The sequence below is a fragment of the Micromonospora sp. CPCC 205554 genome (assembly GCF_036902745.1).
Taxonomy (GTDB): Bacteria; Actinomycetota; Actinomycetes; order Mycobacteriales; family Micromonosporaceae; genus Micromonospora; species Micromonospora tulbaghiae.
Genome location: NZ_JBAKHP010000005.1, coordinates 76,449 through 96,202 on the forward strand (window position 1 = coordinate 76,449; position 19,754 = coordinate 96,202).

The 19,754-nt window shown below is 71.6% G+C and carries 18 protein-coding genes; 4 read left to right on the forward strand and 14 right to left on the reverse strand.

Annotated features, from left to right (window positions below; all coding sequences use genetic code 11):
• Positions 1-11: 11 nt before the first annotated feature.
• The 3 genes from V6U82_RS09520 to V6U82_RS09530 all read right to left on the reverse strand — a co-directional run bounded on the left by V6U82_RS09520 (position 12) and on the right by V6U82_RS09530 (position 4,198).
• A complete protein-coding gene (locus tag V6U82_RS09520; RefSeq protein ID WP_334460546.1) occupies positions 12-1,892 on the reverse strand; it encodes an FG-GAP repeat domain-containing protein in 1,881 nt (626 codons plus the stop codon).
• A gap of 31 nt (positions 1,893-1,923) precedes the next feature.
• Complete coding sequence (locus V6U82_RS09525) at positions 1,924-2,889, reverse strand: DUF1702 family protein (protein WP_128137064.1); 966 nt, start codon at positions 2,887-2,889, stop codon at positions 1,924-1,926.
• Positions 2,890-3,004: 115 nt separating this feature from the next.
• Complete coding sequence (locus V6U82_RS09530; RefSeq protein WP_258544797.1) at positions 3,005-4,198, reverse strand: IS630 family transposase; 1,194 nt, start codon at positions 4,196-4,198, stop codon at positions 3,005-3,007.
• A 2-nt stretch (positions 4,199-4,200) separates the two neighbouring features.
• Between V6U82_RS09530 and V6U82_RS09535 the strand changes: the two genes are divergently transcribed.
• Both V6U82_RS09535 and V6U82_RS09540 read left to right on the forward strand, forming a co-directional pair.
• Complete coding sequence (locus V6U82_RS09535) at positions 4,201-6,069, forward strand: BTAD domain-containing putative transcriptional regulator (RefSeq protein ID WP_334460549.1); 1,869 nt, start codon at positions 4,201-4,203, stop codon at positions 6,067-6,069.
• A gap of 213 nt (positions 6,070-6,282) precedes the next feature.
• A complete protein-coding gene (locus V6U82_RS09540; RefSeq protein ID WP_128137252.1) occupies positions 6,283-7,119 on the forward strand; it encodes a helix-turn-helix transcriptional regulator in 837 nt (278 codons plus the stop codon).
• Positions 7,120-7,182: 63 nt separating this feature from the next.
• Here V6U82_RS09540 and V6U82_RS09545 read toward each other — a convergent pair whose 3' ends face one another.
• Together V6U82_RS09545 and V6U82_RS09550 are read right to left on the reverse strand one after the other, a co-directional pair.
• Positions 7,183-8,496: a cytochrome P450 gene (locus V6U82_RS09545; RefSeq protein WP_334460551.1), complete on the reverse strand. Its 1,314-nt coding sequence runs from the start codon at positions 8,494-8,496 to the stop codon at positions 7,183-7,185.
• A 30-nt stretch (positions 8,497-8,526) separates the two neighbouring features.
• Complete coding sequence (locus V6U82_RS09550; RefSeq protein WP_128137254.1) at positions 8,527-9,369, reverse strand: class I SAM-dependent methyltransferase; 843 nt, start codon at positions 9,367-9,369, stop codon at positions 8,527-8,529.
• Between the two features lie 186 nt (positions 9,370-9,555).
• On the opposite strand from V6U82_RS09550, the gene V6U82_RS09555 reads away from it, so the two are divergent.
• Both V6U82_RS09555 and V6U82_RS09560 read left to right on the forward strand, forming a co-directional pair.
• On the forward strand, positions 9,556-10,266 hold the full coding sequence (locus V6U82_RS09555) for a hypothetical protein (RefSeq protein ID WP_147252751.1): 711 nt from the start codon (positions 9,556-9,558) through the stop codon (positions 10,264-10,266).
• A gap of 133 nt (positions 10,267-10,399) precedes the next feature.
• Positions 10,400-10,789, forward strand: a complete 390-nt coding sequence (locus V6U82_RS09560) for a VOC family protein (RefSeq protein ID WP_167796872.1) — start codon at positions 10,400-10,402, stop codon at positions 10,787-10,789.
• 73 nt (positions 10,790-10,862) lie between these two features.
• On the opposite strand, the gene V6U82_RS09565 is transcribed toward V6U82_RS09560, so the two are convergent.
• From V6U82_RS09565 to V6U82_RS09605, 9 genes are all read right to left on the reverse strand, one after another.
• A complete protein-coding gene (locus V6U82_RS09565; protein WP_334460559.1) occupies positions 10,863-12,179 on the reverse strand; it encodes an alkyl sulfatase dimerization domain-containing protein in 1,317 nt (438 codons plus the stop codon).
• Between the two features lie 135 nt (positions 12,180-12,314).
• Positions 12,315-13,076, reverse strand: a complete 762-nt coding sequence (locus V6U82_RS09570; protein WP_128137196.1) for a sulfotransferase family protein — start codon at positions 13,074-13,076, stop codon at positions 12,315-12,317.
• A gap of 42 nt (positions 13,077-13,118) precedes the next feature.
• Positions 13,119-13,967 carry an ABC transporter permease gene (locus V6U82_RS09575; RefSeq protein ID WP_128137195.1) on the reverse strand — a complete coding sequence of 283 codons (849 nt, stop codon included), beginning with the start codon at positions 13,965-13,967 and terminating at the stop codon, positions 13,119-13,121.
• Positions 13,964-14,950 (reverse strand): ATP-binding cassette domain-containing protein, encoded by a 987-nt coding sequence (locus V6U82_RS09580; RefSeq protein ID WP_128137194.1) that lies wholly within the window; start codon positions 14,948-14,950, stop codon positions 13,964-13,966. Before V6U82_RS09580 ends, V6U82_RS09575 begins: the two co-directional genes overlap by 4 nt.
• Before the next feature lie 61 nt (positions 14,951-15,011).
• A complete protein-coding gene (locus tag V6U82_RS09585) occupies positions 15,012-16,265 on the reverse strand; it encodes a cytochrome P450 (RefSeq protein WP_128137193.1) in 1,254 nt (417 codons plus the stop codon).
• Positions 16,266-16,299: 34 nt separating this feature from the next.
• Positions 16,300-17,343 (reverse strand): SRPBCC family protein, encoded by a 1,044-nt coding sequence (locus V6U82_RS09590; protein ID WP_334460562.1) that lies wholly within the window; start codon positions 17,341-17,343, stop codon positions 16,300-16,302.
• A 242-nt stretch (positions 17,344-17,585) separates the two neighbouring features.
• A complete protein-coding gene (locus V6U82_RS09595) occupies positions 17,586-18,053 on the reverse strand; it encodes a YdeI/OmpD-associated family protein (protein WP_128137191.1) in 468 nt (155 codons plus the stop codon).
• 37 nt (positions 18,054-18,090) lie between these two features.
• Complete coding sequence (locus tag V6U82_RS09600) at positions 18,091-18,804, reverse strand: winged helix-turn-helix transcriptional regulator (protein WP_334460565.1); 714 nt, start codon at positions 18,802-18,804, stop codon at positions 18,091-18,093.
• Positions 18,805-18,872: 68 nt separating this feature from the next.
• The gene (locus V6U82_RS09605; protein WP_181726576.1) at positions 18,873-19,733 is read right to left on the reverse strand and encodes an SRPBCC family protein; all 861 of its coding nucleotides are present in this window, start codon (positions 19,731-19,733) and stop codon (positions 18,873-18,875) included.
• Between the last annotated feature and the right edge of the window lie 21 nt (positions 19,734-19,754).

Consider the following 19,754-nt stretch of genomic DNA (forward strand, 5'->3'; position numbering starts at 1 on the left):
TCTCTCCTTGATCAGGACTCGGGTCGCAGCGTGACCGTGTGCCAGCCCGAGGCGAGCGTGGTGCTCGTCTCGTGCTGTCCGGCGGCGTCGCGCCAGGTGATCCGGACCTGGGCGGACGGGCTGCCGCCGAGGCCGAAGTACAGTTCGTCGGCGTTCACGCCGGTGTGCCCGTTGGCGGGGTACAGCTGATCGGTCTGCGTCGTACCGTCGGCGCGGCGCACATCGACGCGAGCGCCGATCGCCGCCCGGGTCGCGCCGTTGGCGGTGGGCACCACCAGCCGCAACCCGAGATGGGTCGTCGCCGGACCGGTGTTGCGGAACAACTCCGAGGCGGCCCACTGGTTGGCGACCGCCATGTCGAGCCGCCCGTCGTGGTCGACGTCCCCGACGGCGACGGCCCGGGATGCCTGGGTGCCGGTCATCCCCAGCCGCTTCGACACGTCGACGAACCGGCCGTCCGGGCCGCGTACGAAGAAGGGGTTGCGCTCGTGCCCGGACAGGCTGTCGCCGGGCCGGAAGTTCGGCCAGGCCCACGGGTATTTCAGGAAGGTGTCGTTGGCCATCGCGAGTTCCTGGAGTTCCGCCCAGCGGTCGGTCCCGCCGTGCAGGAAGCCGACCGCCTGGGTGATCTCGCGGCGGCCGTCGGCGTCGAAGTCGGCGGCCTTGATGTCCCAGGCCCAGCCGCTGCGGGACAGCCCGAGTTCCTCGCTGCGGTCTCGGTACGGCGCGCGCCCGGCGGTGAACCGGCCGCCCGTGCTGACGAAGGCGAAGTTGCTCTCCTGCAGTGCGAACGGCGAGGTGATGTTGCTGACCAGCAGGTCCGGCCGGCCGTCGGCGTTCAGGTCGTCGAAGGCGACGCCCATGCCCTTGAACGAGTCGTGCCCGATCACCTTGGACTTGGGGGCCAGCGGGTCGCGCGTGCCGCTCACCTCGCGGAACGCGGGCCGGCCGGGACGGGACTCGTTCACGAGCAGGTTGTCGGGCCCGAAGTCGTTGGCGACATAGAGTTCCGGCAGGCCGTCGCCGGTCAGGTCCTGCGCTCCGGTGGCGAGGGTCCAGGCCCGCGCCTGGTCGGTGGTGAAGGCGTCGGACCGGTCGGCGTACGCGGGGACGGGCGCACCGCCGGCCGCGAGGGTGTTCCCGTCGAACATCAGAAGGCGGTTGCGGCCGCCGTTGCGGCCCAGGGACATGGAGTCCTGCATCCGCATCACCGGATCGTCGGCGGCGGTGCGGTCGAGCACCCGGGCGCCGTCCGGGAAGTAGTTGCCGATCAGGATGTCCAGGCCGCCGTCGCCGTCGACGTCGAGGACGTTCGCCGTGGTCGAGTTCCAGATCTCGCCGGGAGCGACCACGTCGCTCGCCCGGAAGCCGCCGGCGCCGGGCGCGCCGTCGCCGGGCTGGCGCAGATAGAGCAGCGGTACGCGGCCCCAGAAGTACACGAGGACGTCGAGTGCGCCGTCGTCGTTGAAGTCGGCGGGGAGGCATCCCATGGGCGCGGTGGTGCGGGCGTCGTACTCGACGCCGGTCGGCTGGAGGGTGACGGCGGTGTACCGCTCGCCGGTACCGGGCACCGGCGCCACGGTGACCGAGTCGTCGCGGGGGTCGACCAGGCAGCGGTCGTTCGGCAGACCGTCGCCGTCGAAGTCGCCGAGTCCGACGCTCGCGCCGACGGCGGAGATCCACGCGGCGAGGTGGTTCAGTGCGGGCTGGACCTCGCGGAGCCGCCGAGTGTCCCCGGCGGCGTTCAGCGGGGCCGACGTGAAGGCGAAGCGGACGCTCAGGGCGTCGGCCTCGGACGCGGAGACCGACGGCAGCCGGGTGAACAGACCGGCCACGACACACAGCAGCACGGCCAGGGCGGGTACGAGCGTTCTACGAACAGCGGACGGCACAGGTTCCCCCTCGGATGTGGTCGCGGGCGGATCAGAGCGACGCGAGCAGCACGCGGGCCCGGATGCGCTGCCGCCACGTCTGGTACTCGACCGGGCCGGTGGCGGGCGTGCGGAGTCCGGCCTCGGCCTCGCGGGTCCAGTCCGCGGCGGTGCTCGGGTCGGCGCCGGTGAGCGCGTGAACGGTGGTGGCGAGTTCGGGTGGAGTCCAGCCGCCGCGCTGCCAGGCGGCGGCGGCGAAGGCCACACCCTGACCGAGGTCACCGGCGTGCGCTCCGGCACGGTCGCGCAGCGTGGCGAGACCCTCCGGCGAGACCCCGCCGGCGTACGCGGCGGCGAGGCCCACGCCGCTCCAGGCGTCGCCGTGGTGCCACTGCGGCAGCGTGGCGACGAGGTCCGCCACCCGGGTGGGCTCCGCGGTGCCGCGGAACCACAGGCTGCGGCCGACACCCTGGTAGCGGATGGCGCAGCGCTCGGAGCACCGGCGCGGGTGGGCGGTGATGCGGCGCAGCCGCCCGGCGTCGGCGAAGAACCCGGCGGAGAAGCCCCAGCCGTCGAGCGCGAGCCAGCGCAGCAGCGGGTCCAGTCCGGACAGCCGGGCCCAGAACGGCCAGCGCAGCTTGGCCATCGCCCAGCCCACGCCGACGTGGATCAGGTGGACGTGGGCCGGGCCGTGCAGGTGCAGCACGGCCGGCAGCCGGCGGCTGCCCGGGACGAGAAGGTCGAGCAGGGCGGCCTGCATGGCGAGCCCTTCGACGGCGAAGCCGCGCAGGGAGTCCGGCCGGTCGTCGAATCGCGGGGGCGTGCCGGCGGGGGCGGCGAGTCCCTCGTTGAAGCCGGCGAGGAAGGTTCCCGCGGCGGTCTCCAGCCTGGCGCGAAGTTCGGGAGGGTCGGACGCGAAGCCCCGGACCGTGAAGTCGGCGAGGCGGTCCGGCTGATGCAGCAGGCGGCGCCAGCTACGAGGGCGGGTTTCGTCGAGCGTTGCGTTGTCGGTTCTCATGACGCTCCCGCGGGATCGATCCACAGTGTCCGTGCGGCGCCAGTCTGCACATCCGCTCTTGAAGAAAACTTGAATTACATATAGTAACGAAATCGCGTTTCGGTGGCTGATATCTCTACCGGCCCGCGCCAGAAGTCCGTTGTATAAATCGGCCGAAGGACTCGATGATCTCGTCGGTCGTCTTCGTCCAGCTGAAGGGGACGGGGTCCTCGTCCCGCTCCACGATCCACGAGCCGATGCCGGCTTCCAGGGCCTGTACGGACTGCGGGGCACCGCGGAGGGCCATCTGGTCGGCGAGGAAGCCGAACCAGCGGTCGAGCTGGGCGACCCAGGCCGAACCCGTCGGGGTGAGGTGCGCGCGGAAGCGAGGGTGCCGGTCCAGCCAGGACGTGACGGCGGGGATGTCGGGAGCGCCGTGGTGGTCACAGATGAGGTGGACGTCCAGCTCGGCGGGCACCGAGGCGTCGACACGGGCGAGGAACCTCTTGAGATCCGCCGCCCCGTGCCGGCGGCTCGCGGCGGCGCCGTCGGCGGCGGTGCGCGCGGCGAACAGACCGGCGGCGCCGGCACGCAGGCGGTCCCGGGCATGCCGTCCGGGCTCCGCCGACGGCCCCGGCTGGATCCGTGCAGTCTCGTGCACCACGAGCGCGATTGCGCCGGAGGGCGGGTTCAGATACAGCCCGGCCACGTCGACCACCTTCGACGTGAACACCGGGTCGGCCGAGAGGTTGAACGGTGCGTCCCGGTGCGGCTTGAGGTTGAATCTGCGCCAGATCCGCCCGACGGTCGAGCGCGAGAGCCCGGTTCTCTCGGCCATGGACCTGCGGGACCAGTGGGTGGCACCGGGGGGTGTCTCCTCCAGCGTGGACACCAGCACCTCCTCCACCCGGTCGGCACCGACCGACGGCGGCCGGCCCGGCCGGTCCCGGTCGGCCAGACCATCCAGACGCTGTTGCAGAAAACGGCTGCGCCACTTCCCCACCGTCGGTCGCGACACCCCCAGTTCGGCCGCCACGGCGGCGTTCGTCGCTCCGGGTTCCGCACAGGCCAGGACGATCCGGCACCGCAGCGCCAGAGCCTGGGAGGACTTCGCTCGCCGGGACCAACGCAGCAGCGTCGCGCGCTCCTCGTCGGTCAGCACCAACTCGGCCTTCGGCCGTCCGGTCCTCGGCACATGGCCCAGGCTACATATAGCGAACCAATTTACGGCGCAATATTTGTGCACTTCAGCTTTCCCGAAGTAATTACTACTCTGACGTTGGTTGACGTCGATACGGGCGACCTGGGGGCAACGTGTTGCGTGCGGCAATTGTGGAGATTGAAGTCCTCGGTGCCATCCACGCAGTAATCGATTCCCGCAAGGTCGACCTCGGATCCCGCAAACAACGGGCACTCATCGCCCTGCTGGCCCTGCGCCACGGCACCCCGGTGCCGATCGACGAGATCATCGAGGCGCTCTGGGAGAACCAGCCGCCCGGAGCGCCGCAGTCGCTGGTGCACACGTACATCGCCCGGCTGCGCCAGCTGATGGAACCGGACACCCCGGCGCGGCACCGCACCAACGTGATCGGGCACAGCGGGGCGGGTTACCAGCTGCGGCTGCCACCCGACGCGGTGGATGTCAGTCGTTTCCACAGCCACGCCGACCACGGCCTGCAACTGCTGGCCTCCGGCGCCGCCGGCGAGGCGTACGGATTGCTGCGCCGGGCGCTCGGCGAGTGGCCTGCCTCGCTGACCACCGACCTCGAGTCCCTGCTGCCCGGGTGCGAGGACGTCACCCTGCTCCGGGGAAAGTGGACCACGGTGGCGATGGCGTACGTCCGGGCCGGCCTGACCAGCAAGGGCGCCGTCGCGGTTCTGCCCACCGCCGAACGCCTCGCCCAGGTGGACCCCCTCAACGAGGCCGCGCAGGCGCTCTACCTGGAGACCCAGCGACGCGCCGGTCACGGCGCCTCGGCCCTGTCCCACTACGACCGGATCCGCACCAGGCTGCAGGCCGAACTCGGCGTCGAACCCGGCCACGAGCTGCGCCGGGTGCACCGGCAACTGGTCGCGGCCGGCGGGAACCGGGTCCCGGCCCCCTCATCCGGCGGCTGGCTCGGGCCGGGACCGGCGGTCGACCCGCTGATCGACCGCGAGGACGAGCTGCGACAGCTACGTGACCTGCTCGCCCAGCAGCGGCTGATCACGCTGAGCGGGCCGGCCGGGGTGGGCAAGAGCGCCGTCGCGCGCGCGGCGGCGGCCGCCGCCCGGCCGGACTTCCGCGACGGCGTCGCGGTGGTGGACCTGGCCACGGCGTGCGGCACGGCGGACGCGGCCGACGCCGTACGGCGAACCCTGCACCCGTTGCTCCCGCACCGTCACGCCGCTCCGGCCCGGCCGTTCGAGGATCTGGCCGGCCGGCAGATCCTGCTCCTCCTCGACAACGCCGAGAACGTCCTGGAGCCCTGCGCCGGGCTCGTCGACGACCTGTTGCGGTCCTGTCCACAGGCACGCGTCCTGGTCACCTCACGGGAGCTTCTCGGCCTGCCGTACGAGACGATCCTGACGATCGGCCCGCTCCGGCCGCCCGGGCCGGAGACGCCGGCCGACCCGGCGGCCATGCTGAGGGTGCCCGCCGTGGCGCTGTTCGCGCGGCGCGCCACCCAGGCGTGCCCGGCCTTCTCGGTGGACGAGGACAACTGCGCCCTGGTCGCCACCATCTGCCGCCGGCTCGACGGCCTGCCGCTCGCGCTGGAACTGGCCGCCCGCGTGCTGCGCACCACCGGCCTGCCGGAACTCGCCGAGCAGTGCCGGGATCCGCTCCGGCTGCTGGACGCCAGCCGCCGGGGCACGCCCGCGCACCACCGCTCGCTGCACGCGGCCGTGGTACGCACGGTGGACCGGCTCACGCTGGCCGAGCAGCAGTGCCTCGCGCTGATCAGCGGGATGGAGGAACCGGTGAGCCCGGACATGGTCGAGACGACCGCCCGATCTTATTGCGACCGCGACGTCCGGATCGATCTGCGTCCGCTGCTCAACCGCCTGGTCGACAAGTCGCTCCTGATGGCCCGGCACGACGAGCACGGCACGTCCTATCGAATGTTGCGGACAATCCGCCGGATCGGCCTGCAACTGCTCGACCGATTCGGCGCGGCGCCTTCGGTGGCGAATGCGCTCTGCCAGGAAACAATCCGATGAAATCGATTGCGGGTGTCGGATATCACGCAGCTGCCCGCCAACCGGTGCAGCACGTACCGTCGCGGACTGTCTACGCATAGCTCTCAAGGGCTTGCCGATTGCTATATGAATTTATAGCATCTACTCGGGCAGTGCTCCGCCGACGTCCATCCCGGCCCTGCTGCTGCCGTCGTTGATCGATCTCCGCAATCCCCTCAGGAGGTCCGACGCCCCATGCCTGCCGTCCACGACACCGGGACCACCACCGCACCCGCGGCCTCCGTGCACATCGGAGCGATCACCCAGGCGGTGACGTCGATGCGGCGCCACCTCGACGAGCCTCACCGGCTGCACGACATCGCCCGGGCCTCGCTGATGAGCCCGTTCCACTTCCACCGCGTGTTCCGGATGCTGACCGCCGTCACGCCGGGCCGGTTCCTCACCGCCGTGCGGATGGCCGAGGCGAAACGCCGGCTCCTGCGCAGTGACGCCAGCGCGACCGACATCAGCATGGCGGTCGGCTATTCCAGCTTCGGCACCTTCACCACCCAGTTCACCCGCCTCGTCGGCGTGTCACCCGGCCGCTTCCGCACCTACGGCCGGGCAGTCGCGGACGTGCCCCTGCGCGAGCTGGTCTCCACCCGACCGGCCCGGCCCGCGCGCCAGCCGTTCGCGCTCCTCCACGTCGGGGCCCGCCCGGACGGCCACCCGGGCCTCACCGTGGTCGCCACCTTCCGGTCCGGAATACCGCAGCAACGGCCCTCGTCCTGCGCCGCGATCCTCTCGCCGGGGGTGTTCCCGCTGCCGCTCGACGTAGCGGGAAAGGCGGGCGTGCTCGCGGTCAGCGCCCGCACCGACGTGACCATCGGCGAGGTCCTCACCGAGGAGCCCTCGGCCGGCATCTGCGTCGGCTCCGCCGAGATCCCCGACGAGCCGGTCGCGGCGCAGGCCACCGTCGCGGCCGGCATCCCGCTGCGCCGGCCGGCCCTGCTGGACCCGCCGTTGCTGCTCGCGTTCCCCCTGCTGATGATCGAGTCCCAGGCCGGGCCGCGCCGGGCGCAGGTCCGCTGAGTACCCGGGACACGCCGGTGCCCGTGGCCGTCGGTGGACCCCGGTCCGCCGACGGCCTCGAGGTCAGAACCGGGCCGTGTACCGCACCGGGCACGACGCGGGCCGGGCCACACCCAGCCCCGGCGCCTGCCGCGGCTCGGCGATCCCCAGTTCCATGTCGTACGAGCGGGTCAGCATCGCCAGCACCGCCTTCATCTCCAGGTCGGCGAAGCGGGCGCCCAGGCAGGCGTGCAGGCCGCCGCCGAGGTTGAGCAGGCCGGCCGCCGCCCGGCCGTCCGTGTCGCGGTCCTTGCTGAACCGGTCGGGGTCGAACCGGTCCGGATCCGGGAACACCTCCGGCACGCGGTGCGTCACGGGCGGGCAGAACAGGGTCTGCCAGCCCGCCCGCACGGTGAAACCGCCGACCTCGTACGCGGTGACGGTCTGCCGGGTCAGCAGCGTCGTGACCGGCCGGAGCCGCTGGGACTCCAGCAGCGCCTCGAACAGCCGTCGCTGCCGGTGCAGGTCCGTGACGGTCCAGTCGCCGGCGTGCCGCGGCAGGTCGGCGATCTCCTCCTCCATGGCCGCCAGCTCCTTCGGATGCTGCAGCAGCAGGATGAGCGACCAGGCCAGCTGGGCCGCGGTCGTCTCGTACGCCGCGTACACCAGGATCAGGGTGAGCCCGATGACGGTCTCGTCGCCGAAGGCCGCGCCGCCGGAGATCAGGTGCGGCAGGAAGCCGTACCGGCCGGTGTCCGGATCCTCCCGGACGGCCCGCAGGTGCGGCCCCATCAGCTCGAACATCTCCCGGCGCGCCCGGTCGCGCCGGCGCAGGCGCGGCGTCGGCAGGTTGGCCGGCAGGAAGAACTCCATCCCGGCCGCGATGTCGAGGAAGAGCGACCGGAACCGGTCGCCGTGCCGGGCGCGGAAGCCGGAGCCCAGGAACAGGCGTACGGCGATGTCCATGCTCAGCCGTTCCAGGTCGGCGCGCGCGTCGAACTCGCCGCGCGGGCCGAGCCGGCCCATCCAGTCGCTCGTCTCGCCGATGATGGCGGCCAGGTAGTCCGCGTGGTTGCGGCTGTGGAAGGCAGGCAGCAGCGCGGCCCGCTGACGCAGGTAGTCCGGATGGTCGGCGGCCTGCATGACCGCGCCGAACATGGGCTTCAGCCACTGGTAGACCGGCTGGACGGCGAGGATCGTCTCGGGCAGCGCGATGGCGTGCCGGCTCTCCGCGACGCCGGCCACGACGACCGAGCGCCGCGGCCCCATCCGCAGCGCGAACACGGGACCGTGCTCGGCGTAGCCGGCGCGGGCCAGCGCGACCGGGTCACGCATGAAGGCGAAGGCGTTGCCGAACAGCGGGAGGCCCTGCAACGTCGGCGGGCTGGTTGCGGCCATGACGGATCCCCCTTCGGGCCGGGCTCGAAGTCAGCCGGCGGTGGCGTACGAGTACCAGACGTTCCAGTGCACGACCAGGCGTCCGCGGTCGGCGGCGACCTGCCCCATCCGAGCCTCGGCGGCCGCTCGCGCCTCACCCAGCCGTTCCTCGGGCACCCGCTCGAGCACCATCCGGCCGGCCGTCTGCCACAGCCAGGCCCACCACTGCCCCGGGTCGGTGAACTCCAGGTCGAGCGTCTCGTCGTCGATCCGCGTGTCGGTGAAGCCGGCGTCGCGCAGCAGGCGGTGTATCCCCTCCTTCGAGCGCAACGGGTTGTCGGTGCGGCCGGGCACCGGGGGCATACCACCGTCCACGTACGGCACGACGGCGTCGGTGACGTGGAAGAACGCGGGGTCGTCGGCGCCGAAGGTGGTCATCGCGAAGCGGCCGCCCGGCCGCAGCAGCCGGCGGTAGCGGGCCGCGGCGTCCGCCGGATCGGGCAGCATGAACATCACCAGGCCCGCGACGATCGCGTCGAAGCCGGCCGGGGCGAAACCGGGTGCGGCCGCGTCACCGGCCCGCACCTCCACGTTCGTCAGCCCCTCGTCGGCGATCTCCGCCCGGGCACCCTCCACCATGGCCGGAGCCACGTCGATGCCGATCACCGAGCCGCCCGGCCCCACGGCGCGGGCGGCCGGAACGGTGCAGGCGCCCTGCCCGCAGCCGACGTCGAGCACGTCCTCACCCGGGCGCAGATCGAGCCCCGCCACCAGGCGGGCACCGATCGGGCCGAAGAAGCGGACGCCGGTGCGGTCGTACCGTGGCGCCGCCCGGTCGAACACCTCCGCCAGTTCCGGGGTCGACACCGCATCGGTCGTCGCGTCGCCGGGCATCGGGCACCACCCTTCCGCAGGTTCGCCGCGCTCTCCGCGATCATTCTTCGCGCCCGCCCGCGGCCCGGCTTCTCGCCGCTTGCCTATCCCGGCCGGTCGTGTCGGCGGGCAACACAGGAGAAGTCCCGGCCCCCGCAGCGCCCCTAGGGTCGAGGGAGAGCTCGATCACCAGTGAGGGAGGAAGCTGTGGGTGTACTGGGTCTACACAATGAGTGCCCCCCGACCAACTACGCCGCCGGGGACGCCGGCGAGATCGTCACCGGCCTGGTGTCCGACGCGGTGGCGACCGGCGCGACGCTGCGCGCCGTTCGCGACTGCCTCGATTCGCTGGCCTGCCTCGACGACACGGTGCGGTACGTCGTCGAAGCCTCCGCCGGAGCCGTGTCACCGGACGGCTCGTTCGACGCCGCCAACGTGGCCGAGCAGATGGCGGGCGTCCTGAAGACCTACTCGCAGACCTTCCGTGCCCTGGACGGGACCGTGGACCAGATCGACACCGCCGTCCGCGAGTACGGGGAGCTGCAGCGGTACAGCGCGCTCGCGCTGGCGAAGGGCCGGGACGAGTGTTTCGAGAACCGGCTGCGTCAGGCCGGTGAGGGCGGCTTCGCCGGCATGGCCCAGGCGCGCATCGCCTACCTGCGCAAGCTGCGGGTGCGGGTGCAGCTGCTCCAGCGCATGGAGCCGATCGGCGAGGAGATCCTGAACGGGTACGACTTCAACGCGTTCTTCCTGCTGTTCATGCAGCCCATGCGCGATCTCGGCGTGGCCGCGCAGGATCTCTACAACGAGACGGTACGCGGGGCGCTCGTCGCCTACGACACGCTCGTCCGGGTGTGTGAAATGCGCACCGGAAACGCGGCCGACACCCTGCGCCGGGAAATGGTGAAATCGAACTGATCTCGCCATCGCACTCGTCCGGCGCGACCATGACAATCCGCGCCGGACATGCGCGTCTCAGGCATGGACAACGAGGGCCGGTTCGGTAGGATGATCGCACTGTTCGCCCATATGCCGTGAGATGGGAAATTCCATGGGAATCAGCCACATCACATTGATCACCATCCCGGTCACCGACCAGGACAAGGCTAAGGACTTCTACGCCCGCCTCGGATTCGAGGTGATCAATGACCACGAGATGACCCCGGACGAGATGCCGCCGGAGCCGGGCCTGCGCTGGCTGCAGCTGGGCACTCCGGGAGGCGAGACCACAGTGGTGCTCGCCACCTGGGGCGTGGGCGGCCTCCGCCCCGGAGCGCAGCACATCTCCGTGGCGTGCAAGGACGTCAAGGGCCTGCACAACGAGCTGGCGTCGGCGGGCGTGGAGGCGTCGCCGGTCTTCGACGCCCCGTTCGGCGCGTTCTTCTCCGTGGAGGACCCGGACGGCAACGGTGTGATGATCGTCGAGGAGTCCGGCGACTGACGGCAGACGATCGGGGGCGGCACCCGGTTCCGGGTACCGCCCCCGCTGTCGTGTCCGGCCGCGCTTGCCGGTGTCAGGGTGCCCAGCGGCCTCCGCGCATGGTCGACCACGGGTCGACGTCGTCGGCCTTGGCCTGGGCCTCGGCCTGGGCCCAGGTGTAGATGCCCTGCGCCATCAACGCCGGCGTGCCGGCGGCGAGCCGCCCGAACACGTCGGCGCGGATCCGCTGCACGTCACGGTCCTCGGGAGCGCTCAGCGCCGCCCACTCGGCGAGGTGACCGGCGAGGTCGAGCCGGCCGCGGTCCGCCGCGTCGAGGGCGCGCTCGGCCAGGCGGCACGCCCCGCCCGCGAGCTGCGCCACCTCGGCGGCCAGGTCGGCGCGCGGCGCCGGTCCCACGGTGGACGGGTCGCCGTCGTACCAGCCGCCGTAGGTACGCCAGACGGTGCGGACGATGAACTGCGGATCGTCGTAGGTAGGACGCAGCCACGGCTGGGCCAGCAGGGCTGACACCTCCGGCGTGACCAGCGGGGCGTGCAGGATCTCGTCGAGCGTGCAGCCCTCGTTCATCATCGCCACCACACCGTCGTGCAGTGTCGACAGCAACGTCGCCGACCCGAGCAGCGTCTCGCGGACGCGATCGGCGCCGACCACCGGCACACCGTGGCCGGGCAGCAGTATCTCGGCGCCGAGGCCGGCCATCCAGCGCAGCGCCCGCACCCACTCGGCCACGTGGCGGCGCACCTTCTGCGGGTTGCCGGCGTTGGGCGCCACCCAGGCGTAGAAGTCGCCGCAGCACAGGATGCGCCGGTCGGGCAGCCAGGCCATCGTCGCGTCGTCGGTCTCGCCGCGGCCGTGCCGCAGCTCCATCGTCAGATCGCCGTGCCGCAGAGTGAGCGTGTCGAGGTAGGTACGGTCGGGTTCGCGATAGTCCGTCGGCCACGTGATGCCCGGAGCGCGGAACTGCCGGCGGTTGACGGTCGCGTTGTACCCGGCGGTCAGCCGGTACCGGGCGAAGCGCTCCGGCACGGCGGCGTGCGCCACGACCGAGATCGCGGGGTCGTGGCGCTCGGCCGCTTCCGCCTCGAACGGCGACAGCCCGAGGACGTGGTCGATGTGGCCGTGGGAGTAGACGGCGGTGACGACCGGCGCGGTGCTGCGTGCCCGCACCGCCGCGTGCAGCGCGGTCGCGGTGTTGCGGTCGCCGGTGTCGAAGAGCACCAGACCGTCGGCCGTCTCGAAGACGTAGACGTTGCCGGTCGCCGCCCACATCCACACACCGTCGTCGATCCGGCGGAGCCCGTCCTTGCGAAGCTCACCCTTGTAGTAGGCGAACAGCGGCTCGTCACCACGCCAGGCGCGGTCCGCGTAGTCCTCGAGTTCCTTGTCCATCGACACTCCCGGTCCGGTCGCAGGGATCGTGCAAACGGGTCGGCCGGACGAACGCAGGCTGAAGGCCGGCCGCGGCAGCGCCGGACACGGCCGGACTGCCGGAGCGGCCGGCGGGGGACGACCGAGGCGGCGGCCTCAGCGGTTCTGGCCGGCCGCCTCCGGGGCGTCCTGCGCACCCCGGAACCGGCTGACCGCGCGGCGCACCGGACCGGTCACCATGCGGGCCAGGCCGCGGGTGACGAACAGCCGGCTGTCCCGCTGGAAGGCATCCTGGTCATTGTCGTGCGGGAAGGCGACGATGGGCACTCCCACACCGAGGAACTTGCACAAGGTGGGCCATCCTTCCGATACTCGATAAACCAGGAGGCGCTCAGCCGGAACGCGTTCCTGGACGTCGCGGACGTGCTTTTCGAAGATCTCGACGGCATATTGCTCGTCCTGAATCGGCCCGTCCCCGAAATGGCGGCGGAAAACGCCGTCGAAGATCTCGTTGAACGCGCCGAAACGCCGATCGAGCGCCCGCAGCGGCAATTGCATGGCGGGGACGAGGAGCCGGCTGAACAGATCCTGCCGGTAGGCCATGAAAATGGTGCGCATGCACGAGCGGTGCCACTGCACCGGGTCGCGCACGGTCAGGATGACCTTCGCCTCCGGGTACCGCTCCACGAGCTCGCGCCAGAACGCCGCGGCGGGCCAGTCGACGGTGGACCGGTAGCCGGCGAACACCTGGTCCCAGTCCACGTCGGCCCCGGCCACAGCCGCCTGCCAGTCGGCAAGCCGGGCGGGATCCTTGAGGATCTCCTTCGTGTGGTAGGTGGGGCCCATTCCGAGAATGTTGAGAGCTTCCCGCAGCGAGGCGGTGCCGGTACGGCCGAAGCCGACGCCGATGACCTCCATGTCGTGGGTTCCTCCTGCCGATCGCCGGGTCGACCCCACCCGTCAGGTGCGCGCCGTGGCCTTGCGGAACAGTGCCGTGGCCAGTGGCACGAAGACCACCAGCAGGCCGAGCGACCACAGGACCGACGCCACGGCGTCGCTGCCCGGTGAGACGCCGTTGAAGTAGTCGCGCGCCGCGTTGATGGTCAGCGTGACGGGGCTGTTGTCGCTGAACGGCCGCAGCCACCCGGGCATCGACTCGGACGGCACGAACGCCGAGCTGACGAAGCCGAGCAGGAACATCCACGGCATCGCGGTGCTCTGCGCACCCTCGGCGCTGGACGCGGTGACACCCACGACCGAGAGCACCCAGCAGAGCGCGAACCCGAACAGCAGCAGCACGCCGATCCCCGCCAGCACCTGCATGAACGTGCCGTGCAGCCGGAACCCGAAGGCGTACCCGACCGCACCGGTGACCACGAGCGCGATCAGGTTGCGGAAGGTCTCGGCCAGGGTGCGGCCGATCAGCACCGCGCTGTCGCTCATCGGCAGCGAGCGGAACCGGTCCATCATGCCGTTGCGGAGATCCTCCGCGATGCCCACACACATGCCGGCGATGCCACCGAAGACGACGATCTGGCCGAAGACCCCGGGCAGCACGAACTGCTTGTAGTCGCCGCCCGGAACCGAGATGGCGCCGCCGAACACGTAGGTGAAGAGGATGAAGAACATCATCGGCTGCAGGATCGCGGCCATCAGCTGGTCGGGGCGGCGCTGCATGTGCCGGATGTTGCGCCCGGCCAGCAGCAGCACGTCGCCCACGAACCAGCCGGGCCCCCGCCGCTCGGGCGGCGCCTCCCACGCCTGCGTGGGGGTGTCCCGCTGCCGGGTCGTCGATTCGTCGACGGTCACTTGCCCTCTCCCTTCCGAGCGGACGACGTCCCGGCGCCGGCCGCGGCGGCGCGACTGCCGGTCAGGGCCAGGAAGACGTCGTCGAGGGTGGGGCGCCGGACCACATGGGTCGCCACCCGGATGTCGTGGTCGGCCAGCCGGTTCAGCGCGTCGGCCACCCGGATGAGATCGTCGCCCATCCGCGCGGTGATCTGCGCCAGCGGCCGGTCGACGACGGGCTCCTCTGCGCCCGGCGCACGAAGCAGGGCGACCGCGTCGTCGAGCCGGGCGGGATCCTCCAGGACGAACTCCACCCGGTCGCCGCCGACGCGCGACTTCAGCTCCGACGGGGTGCCCTGGGCCACCGCCCGCCCCTTGTCGAGCACGGTGATCGTCTTCGCCAGCCGGTCCGCCTCGTCCAGATATTGCGTCGTCAGCAGGACGGTGGTGCCCTCACGGACCAGCATCTCGATCTCGGTCCACAACCCGAGCCGTGACTCCAGGTCGAGGCCGGTGGTGGGCTCGTCGAGGAAGAGCACGCGCGGGCGGATGAGGATGCTCGTGGCGAGGTCGAGTCGTCGGCGGGTGCCGCCCGAGTAGGTCTTGACCTGCTTGTCGGCGACCTCGTCCAGACCGAAGCGGGTGAGCACCTCACCGGTGCGCCGCCGGGCCTCGGCCCGGCCGATGCGGTAGAGCCGGGCCACCAGTTCGACGTTCTCCCGGCCGGTGAGGACCGGGTCGACGGCGGCGAACTGGCCGGTGAGTCCGATCATCGAACGGACCCGCCCCGGCTGCTTCGCCGCGTCGACGCCGTAGATCTCGACGGTGCCGGAGTCGGCCCGGAGCAGAGTGGACAGGATCCGCACGGTCGTCGTCTTGCCGGCGCCGTTGGGGCCGAGCAGACCCACCACCGTGCCGGGCGCGGCGTCCAGCGACAAGGCGCTGACAACCTTATTTTTGCCTAGCTGCTTGTTGATGTCTCGCGCTCTGATCGCGTCCGCCATGCCGACACCCTATCATCCACTATATCTTCGCGCAGTTACCGAACTTGTGTTTCGCGTAGTGTCAGTCGACCTGACGGAGCCGTACCGGCAGCGACGCGAAGTCGCGGAGCGGTATCGTGCGCCGCCGCACCGGCGGGGCGGCCGGCACCAGGCCGGGAGCGGCGGCGCGCAGCCGGCGGAGCAACACGGCGATCTCCAACCTGGCCAGACCCGCGCCGAGGCAGTAGTGGATTCCCGCGCCGAAGCTCAGCGGCATGGGGCCGGCGCGGCCCGGGTCGAACACGTCCGCGTCCGGGAACGCCTCCGGATCCCGGTTCGCGGACCCGATCAGCAGCCGCACCTGCGACCCCTGTGGAATGACGACCCCACCCAGTTCCACGTCCGCGCCGGTGAAGCGCAGGCCGGGTGCGACCTGCACGGACGACTCGAAGCGCAGCGTCTCCTCGACGAACCTGCGGGTGCCGTCCTCGGTGTCCAGCCAGCGTCCGCGCCCGGGGTCCTCCAGCAGGAGCAACATCGCGTTGTCGATGGCGGTCGCCGTCGTCTCGAAGCCGGCCGACCAGAGGGTGAACAGCAGGGTACGCAGCTCGGCGTCGTCGAGGCTGCCGTCCTCGGCGTCGCGCACCTGCACCAGCGCCGAGACGAGGTCGTCGCGCGGGTCCCGGCGGCGCTGCGCGATCATGGCGTCGAAGTAGGTGCCCAGCTCGCGGAACGCCTCGTCGGCCCGCCGGACCGCGTCGGGTGTCGCGGCCGGGTCGACGACGTTCATCATCTCGGGCACGTTGCGGGCGAGCGACTCGCGGTCCGGCTCGGGGATGCCGATCAGGTCGGACATCATGTGCATCGGCATCGGCACCGAGACGTCGGTGTGCAGATCGACTGTGGCCCCGTCGACCAGCCGCTCCAGCACACCCGAGACGAGCCGGTCCGACCACCGTTCCATGGATGCCTGCATGTCGGCCACCCGGCGGCTGGTGAACCCGTGCCCGATCAGCTTGCGCAGCCGGGTGTGCTTGGGCGGGTTGCTGCCCACCAGCGAGCTGACCAGTACGTCGTACGCCTCGTGCTCGACGGCCTGCGGGAACATCTGCGCCATCGCGTCCGGGTGCGCGCCGGGGAAGACCTCGGCGTGCTTGAGCACGTACTGCACGTCGGCGTACCGGCTCACCAGGTACGCGCCGAACCGGCTGCGGTAGACGGGCGCGGTCTCGCGCAGCCAGGAGTAGATCGGGTACGGGTCGGCCGCGGCGGCCGGCGACATGAGCTGGATCAGGGCGTCCGGCGCCCCGGTCTCGACCTGGTCGGACAGGGTCATCGCAGCTGCCTTCCTCGGAGGGTGACGACGCGGATCAGGTCCAGCCGTGCTGGTGCGACGGCGAGGGCCGCGGCGAGGTCAGGTTCTGGGCCCGGACCATCGAGTCGCGGAAGAAGCCACAGATGATCTCGCGCTCCTCGCGCTGCAGCTCGGCCGGGAGGTTCTCCCAGTTGTCCACGAAGATCTGGAAGAGGCTGCGGCCCACGCCGGCCGGCTCGATGTAGAGCTTGCCGTTGAGCTCGACCGGCCAGGAGGCCCGGCGCAGGCCGAACTCCAGCCACGGCAGGTAGGAGGGGAACTGCTGGTTGGGTTCGACGTGACGGTGCACCGACATCTCCACCACGCCGCTGGCGTCTCCCATGATCAGGGTGAGCTTGTCGCCGTCGGTGAACGTGCCGAAGCGGCGCTGCAGCCAGTAGCGCAGCGACTCCGGCCTGGTCAGCAGCTCCCAGGCGTCGTACGGCGTGGACTCCAGCTCGATCTGCACGTACGGACCCATCCGCCGCCACGGCCAGCGCCACGTCGTGCCGGTGCGCAGATAGCCGGCGAGCTGGTCGAGGATCCCCGGCCAGCCGTTGCCGTTCCAGCCGCGCCAGTCCGACGGTGAGTTCAGGGCCTCCTCGGTCGCGGTGATCCGGGTGCCGCCGTCGGCGGTGCCGTCCAGTTCCCAGACGACCCGGGTGGCCGGTCCGACGCCGACCCAGCGCCAGAAATACTTCAGCTCGGCGTGACCGTCACGCGGCGGCTCAGCCACGAGCGGCCGGCAGTGGAAGAACTCGCCGTCCTCGAAGTCGAGCAGGACGTCGCTGCCGACGGCGGTCAGTGAGCCCCGGCACCGCGCCAGCCAGGAACGGATCTCCTCCGGCGTGGTGAGCGCCTGCCAGACCCGCTCGATCGGGTTCGGGATCTCGACGACCGCGACGAGGCGTTCCCAGCGGTCCTGCACGATGGAGCGGGCCTGGATCGCGTTGAGCGGTGGAAAGGCGTCCAGTGCCCGCGACGGTTCGAGTTCGGCGAAGTCCGGCCAGGACGTCTCCGTGGTGTGTGCTCCGTTCAGCTCTGCCGATTCGACGGACACGGTCTGCCTCCCTGGGGTGCGACCTGGGCCGGCACGAGGACGGCGGACGGCCACCCGGCCGCTGACGGGCACCACGGATCACCGGTCGCCGCCGGCACGGCGTCGATCGGTGCGCGGGAGTCAGGATCAGGTGCGTCGCATGCCGCCGTCCGGGGCCGGAACGCGTACGCCGATCGTAGGAAGGCCGGGGGTCTCGCCGCTTCTCGCAACTTGCGCAGCGCCGCCCCGACCCGGCGCCGGGGTCAGCCCTTGAGCACCCGGCCGGCGCCGAGCAGCTCGACGGCCTGGCTGATCCGCCGGGCCCGGGTCTCCGGCCGCTTGGCGCCGGTGATCCAGGTGACGTACTCCTTGGTCCGCGAGTAGGACAGCGTGGCGAAGAACGCCTGGGCGTCGGGATGATCGCCGAGCGCGGCGGTCAGGTCGTCGGGCACCTCCACGGTGCGCGCCTCGGTGTCCGGTTCCAGGACGACGCGCACGTCGTCCCCCGCCTCCACGCCGGCGGCGGAGCGTACGGTCTTGTTGACCACGATGTACCGGTTGCCGTTCGGCCCGGTCATCACCGAGCCGGCGTACGGCGTGTCGTTGATCCGGCCGGTCACCGGGATCCGCGCCGCGGTGCCCAGCCGGCCGGCGATCTCGGGCGGGACGGTGACATAGGTCCACGCCCCGACCTGCTCGCACACCAGCGTGCCGCCGAACGTCTCGCTCATCTGCGCTCCCTCACATCTCGTCCGCGGACCAACGGCGTCACACCGGGGCGGGCCCCACGTCGGCCAGCCGGTCCGTGGAGACCGCCACGTCGGGGGTGATGCCGAGCAGCCGCAGGCAGCGGGTGACCGCCGCCGGCACACCGACCGCCGCGACCTGCCCGCTGACCAGCGCCTCGATCGGGTCGAGCTGGCGCATGCCGAGGCTGAAGAAGCTGCGCGCGTCGGTCCGGACGGTCAGCGACGGCGCGTCGGCCGGCCCGGCCACGACCTCGGCGTGGCCGGCCCGCACGTCGACGTGGAAGATCTCGTCGTCGACCCGGAACTCGTAGCTCTCGTCGATCTCGCCGGTGCGTACGTCGTCCACCATGGCCTCGATGGCGAGGACGGCCCAGGACGCGCGTACCGTGGCCCCGGAGGGAAGCTCGTGCCCGGCGGCGTAGGCCAGCCCGAAGCGGGACAGCCCGAGGATCGGCTCGTGCAGCGAGCGGCCCAGGTCGGTCAGCTGGTAGCCACCGGTGCGTTTGCGGGGCTCGGTCGGTGTCAGCAGGCCGGCGTCGACCAGCGCGGCGAGCCGGGCGGCAAGCAGGTTCGTGCCGATGCCGGGTAGCGCTTCCAGTAACTGATTGTAGCGGCGCGGGCCGTGCAGTAGTTCGCGAATGACGAGCAAGGTCCACCGCTCGCCCACCACATCCAAGGCGTAAGCGAGGGCACACTGCTGGTCGTAGGAGCGTTTCCCGCGGGCCCCGTTCACTTCGTCCACCCTCCGGCTGTCATGCTACTTGAGTATTGCATGACAATGTGGTGGCGGCGAGTGACCGCCTACCCGGGCGGGACCGACAGGCGGGCGAGCTCGCGCGCGCAGTCGGCCGCGGCCGTCCAGGCGGCGGCGAAGCGGCGGCGCAGCGCGTGCGCGCGGTTGTCCGGCAGCCCGAGGTGGCGCCAGCCCTGGTGGCTGAACTCCAGCCGCTGGCGGTCGGCCAGCCGGTGCACGGCCAGCTCGGCGGTGGTGCCGGCGCCGCGCTCGGTGACCTGCACCGTGAACGTCACGGTCCCCTCCCGCACCGACCAGTCGTCGAGCGGGAAGCGGCGTGGCCCGTCGGCGTCGACCACGAAGAACCAGGCGGGCCGGAAGCCGTCGCTGGCCACCGGGAGCCACCGGTAGAGCAGCGACGGCTCGAACGCGTCCCAGCCCAGCGGCAGGTCGACCGAGCCGTCGATGTCGGACCGCCAGTCGTAGCGCGTCGAGCGGCCGGTGCGCAGGTACCCGTCGAGTCGTCGCAGGAAGTCGGTCCAGCCCGCTCGCATCTGCTCGATCTCGGCCGGCGGCCGCACCGGGTCGGCGTCCTCGACGGTGAGCCGCGCGCCGCCGGCGGTGGGCGCGGCCCGCCAGGTGATGTGCTGCTCGGGTCCGACGCCGAGGAACGACCAGGTGAACTCGATGAGCCGGTCGTCGGTGACGCGCACCGGCGTGACCACGAAGAAGTCACCGTCGCCGAAGTCGATCCGCCACGGCGTCCGGACGTGCCAGTCGCCGCGCGTGGTGCCGAACCAGGCGGCGAGGCGGACCGGATCGGTCAGGGCCGCCCAGAGCTCGTCCACGCCGACCGGAACGGTGATCGCCGTCCGGACCGGAGGCGCTCCGGGAAGCCGTCGACTCCGGTCACCACCGTGGTCGTCCATCGTCTCTCCTCCCGGCCGGCG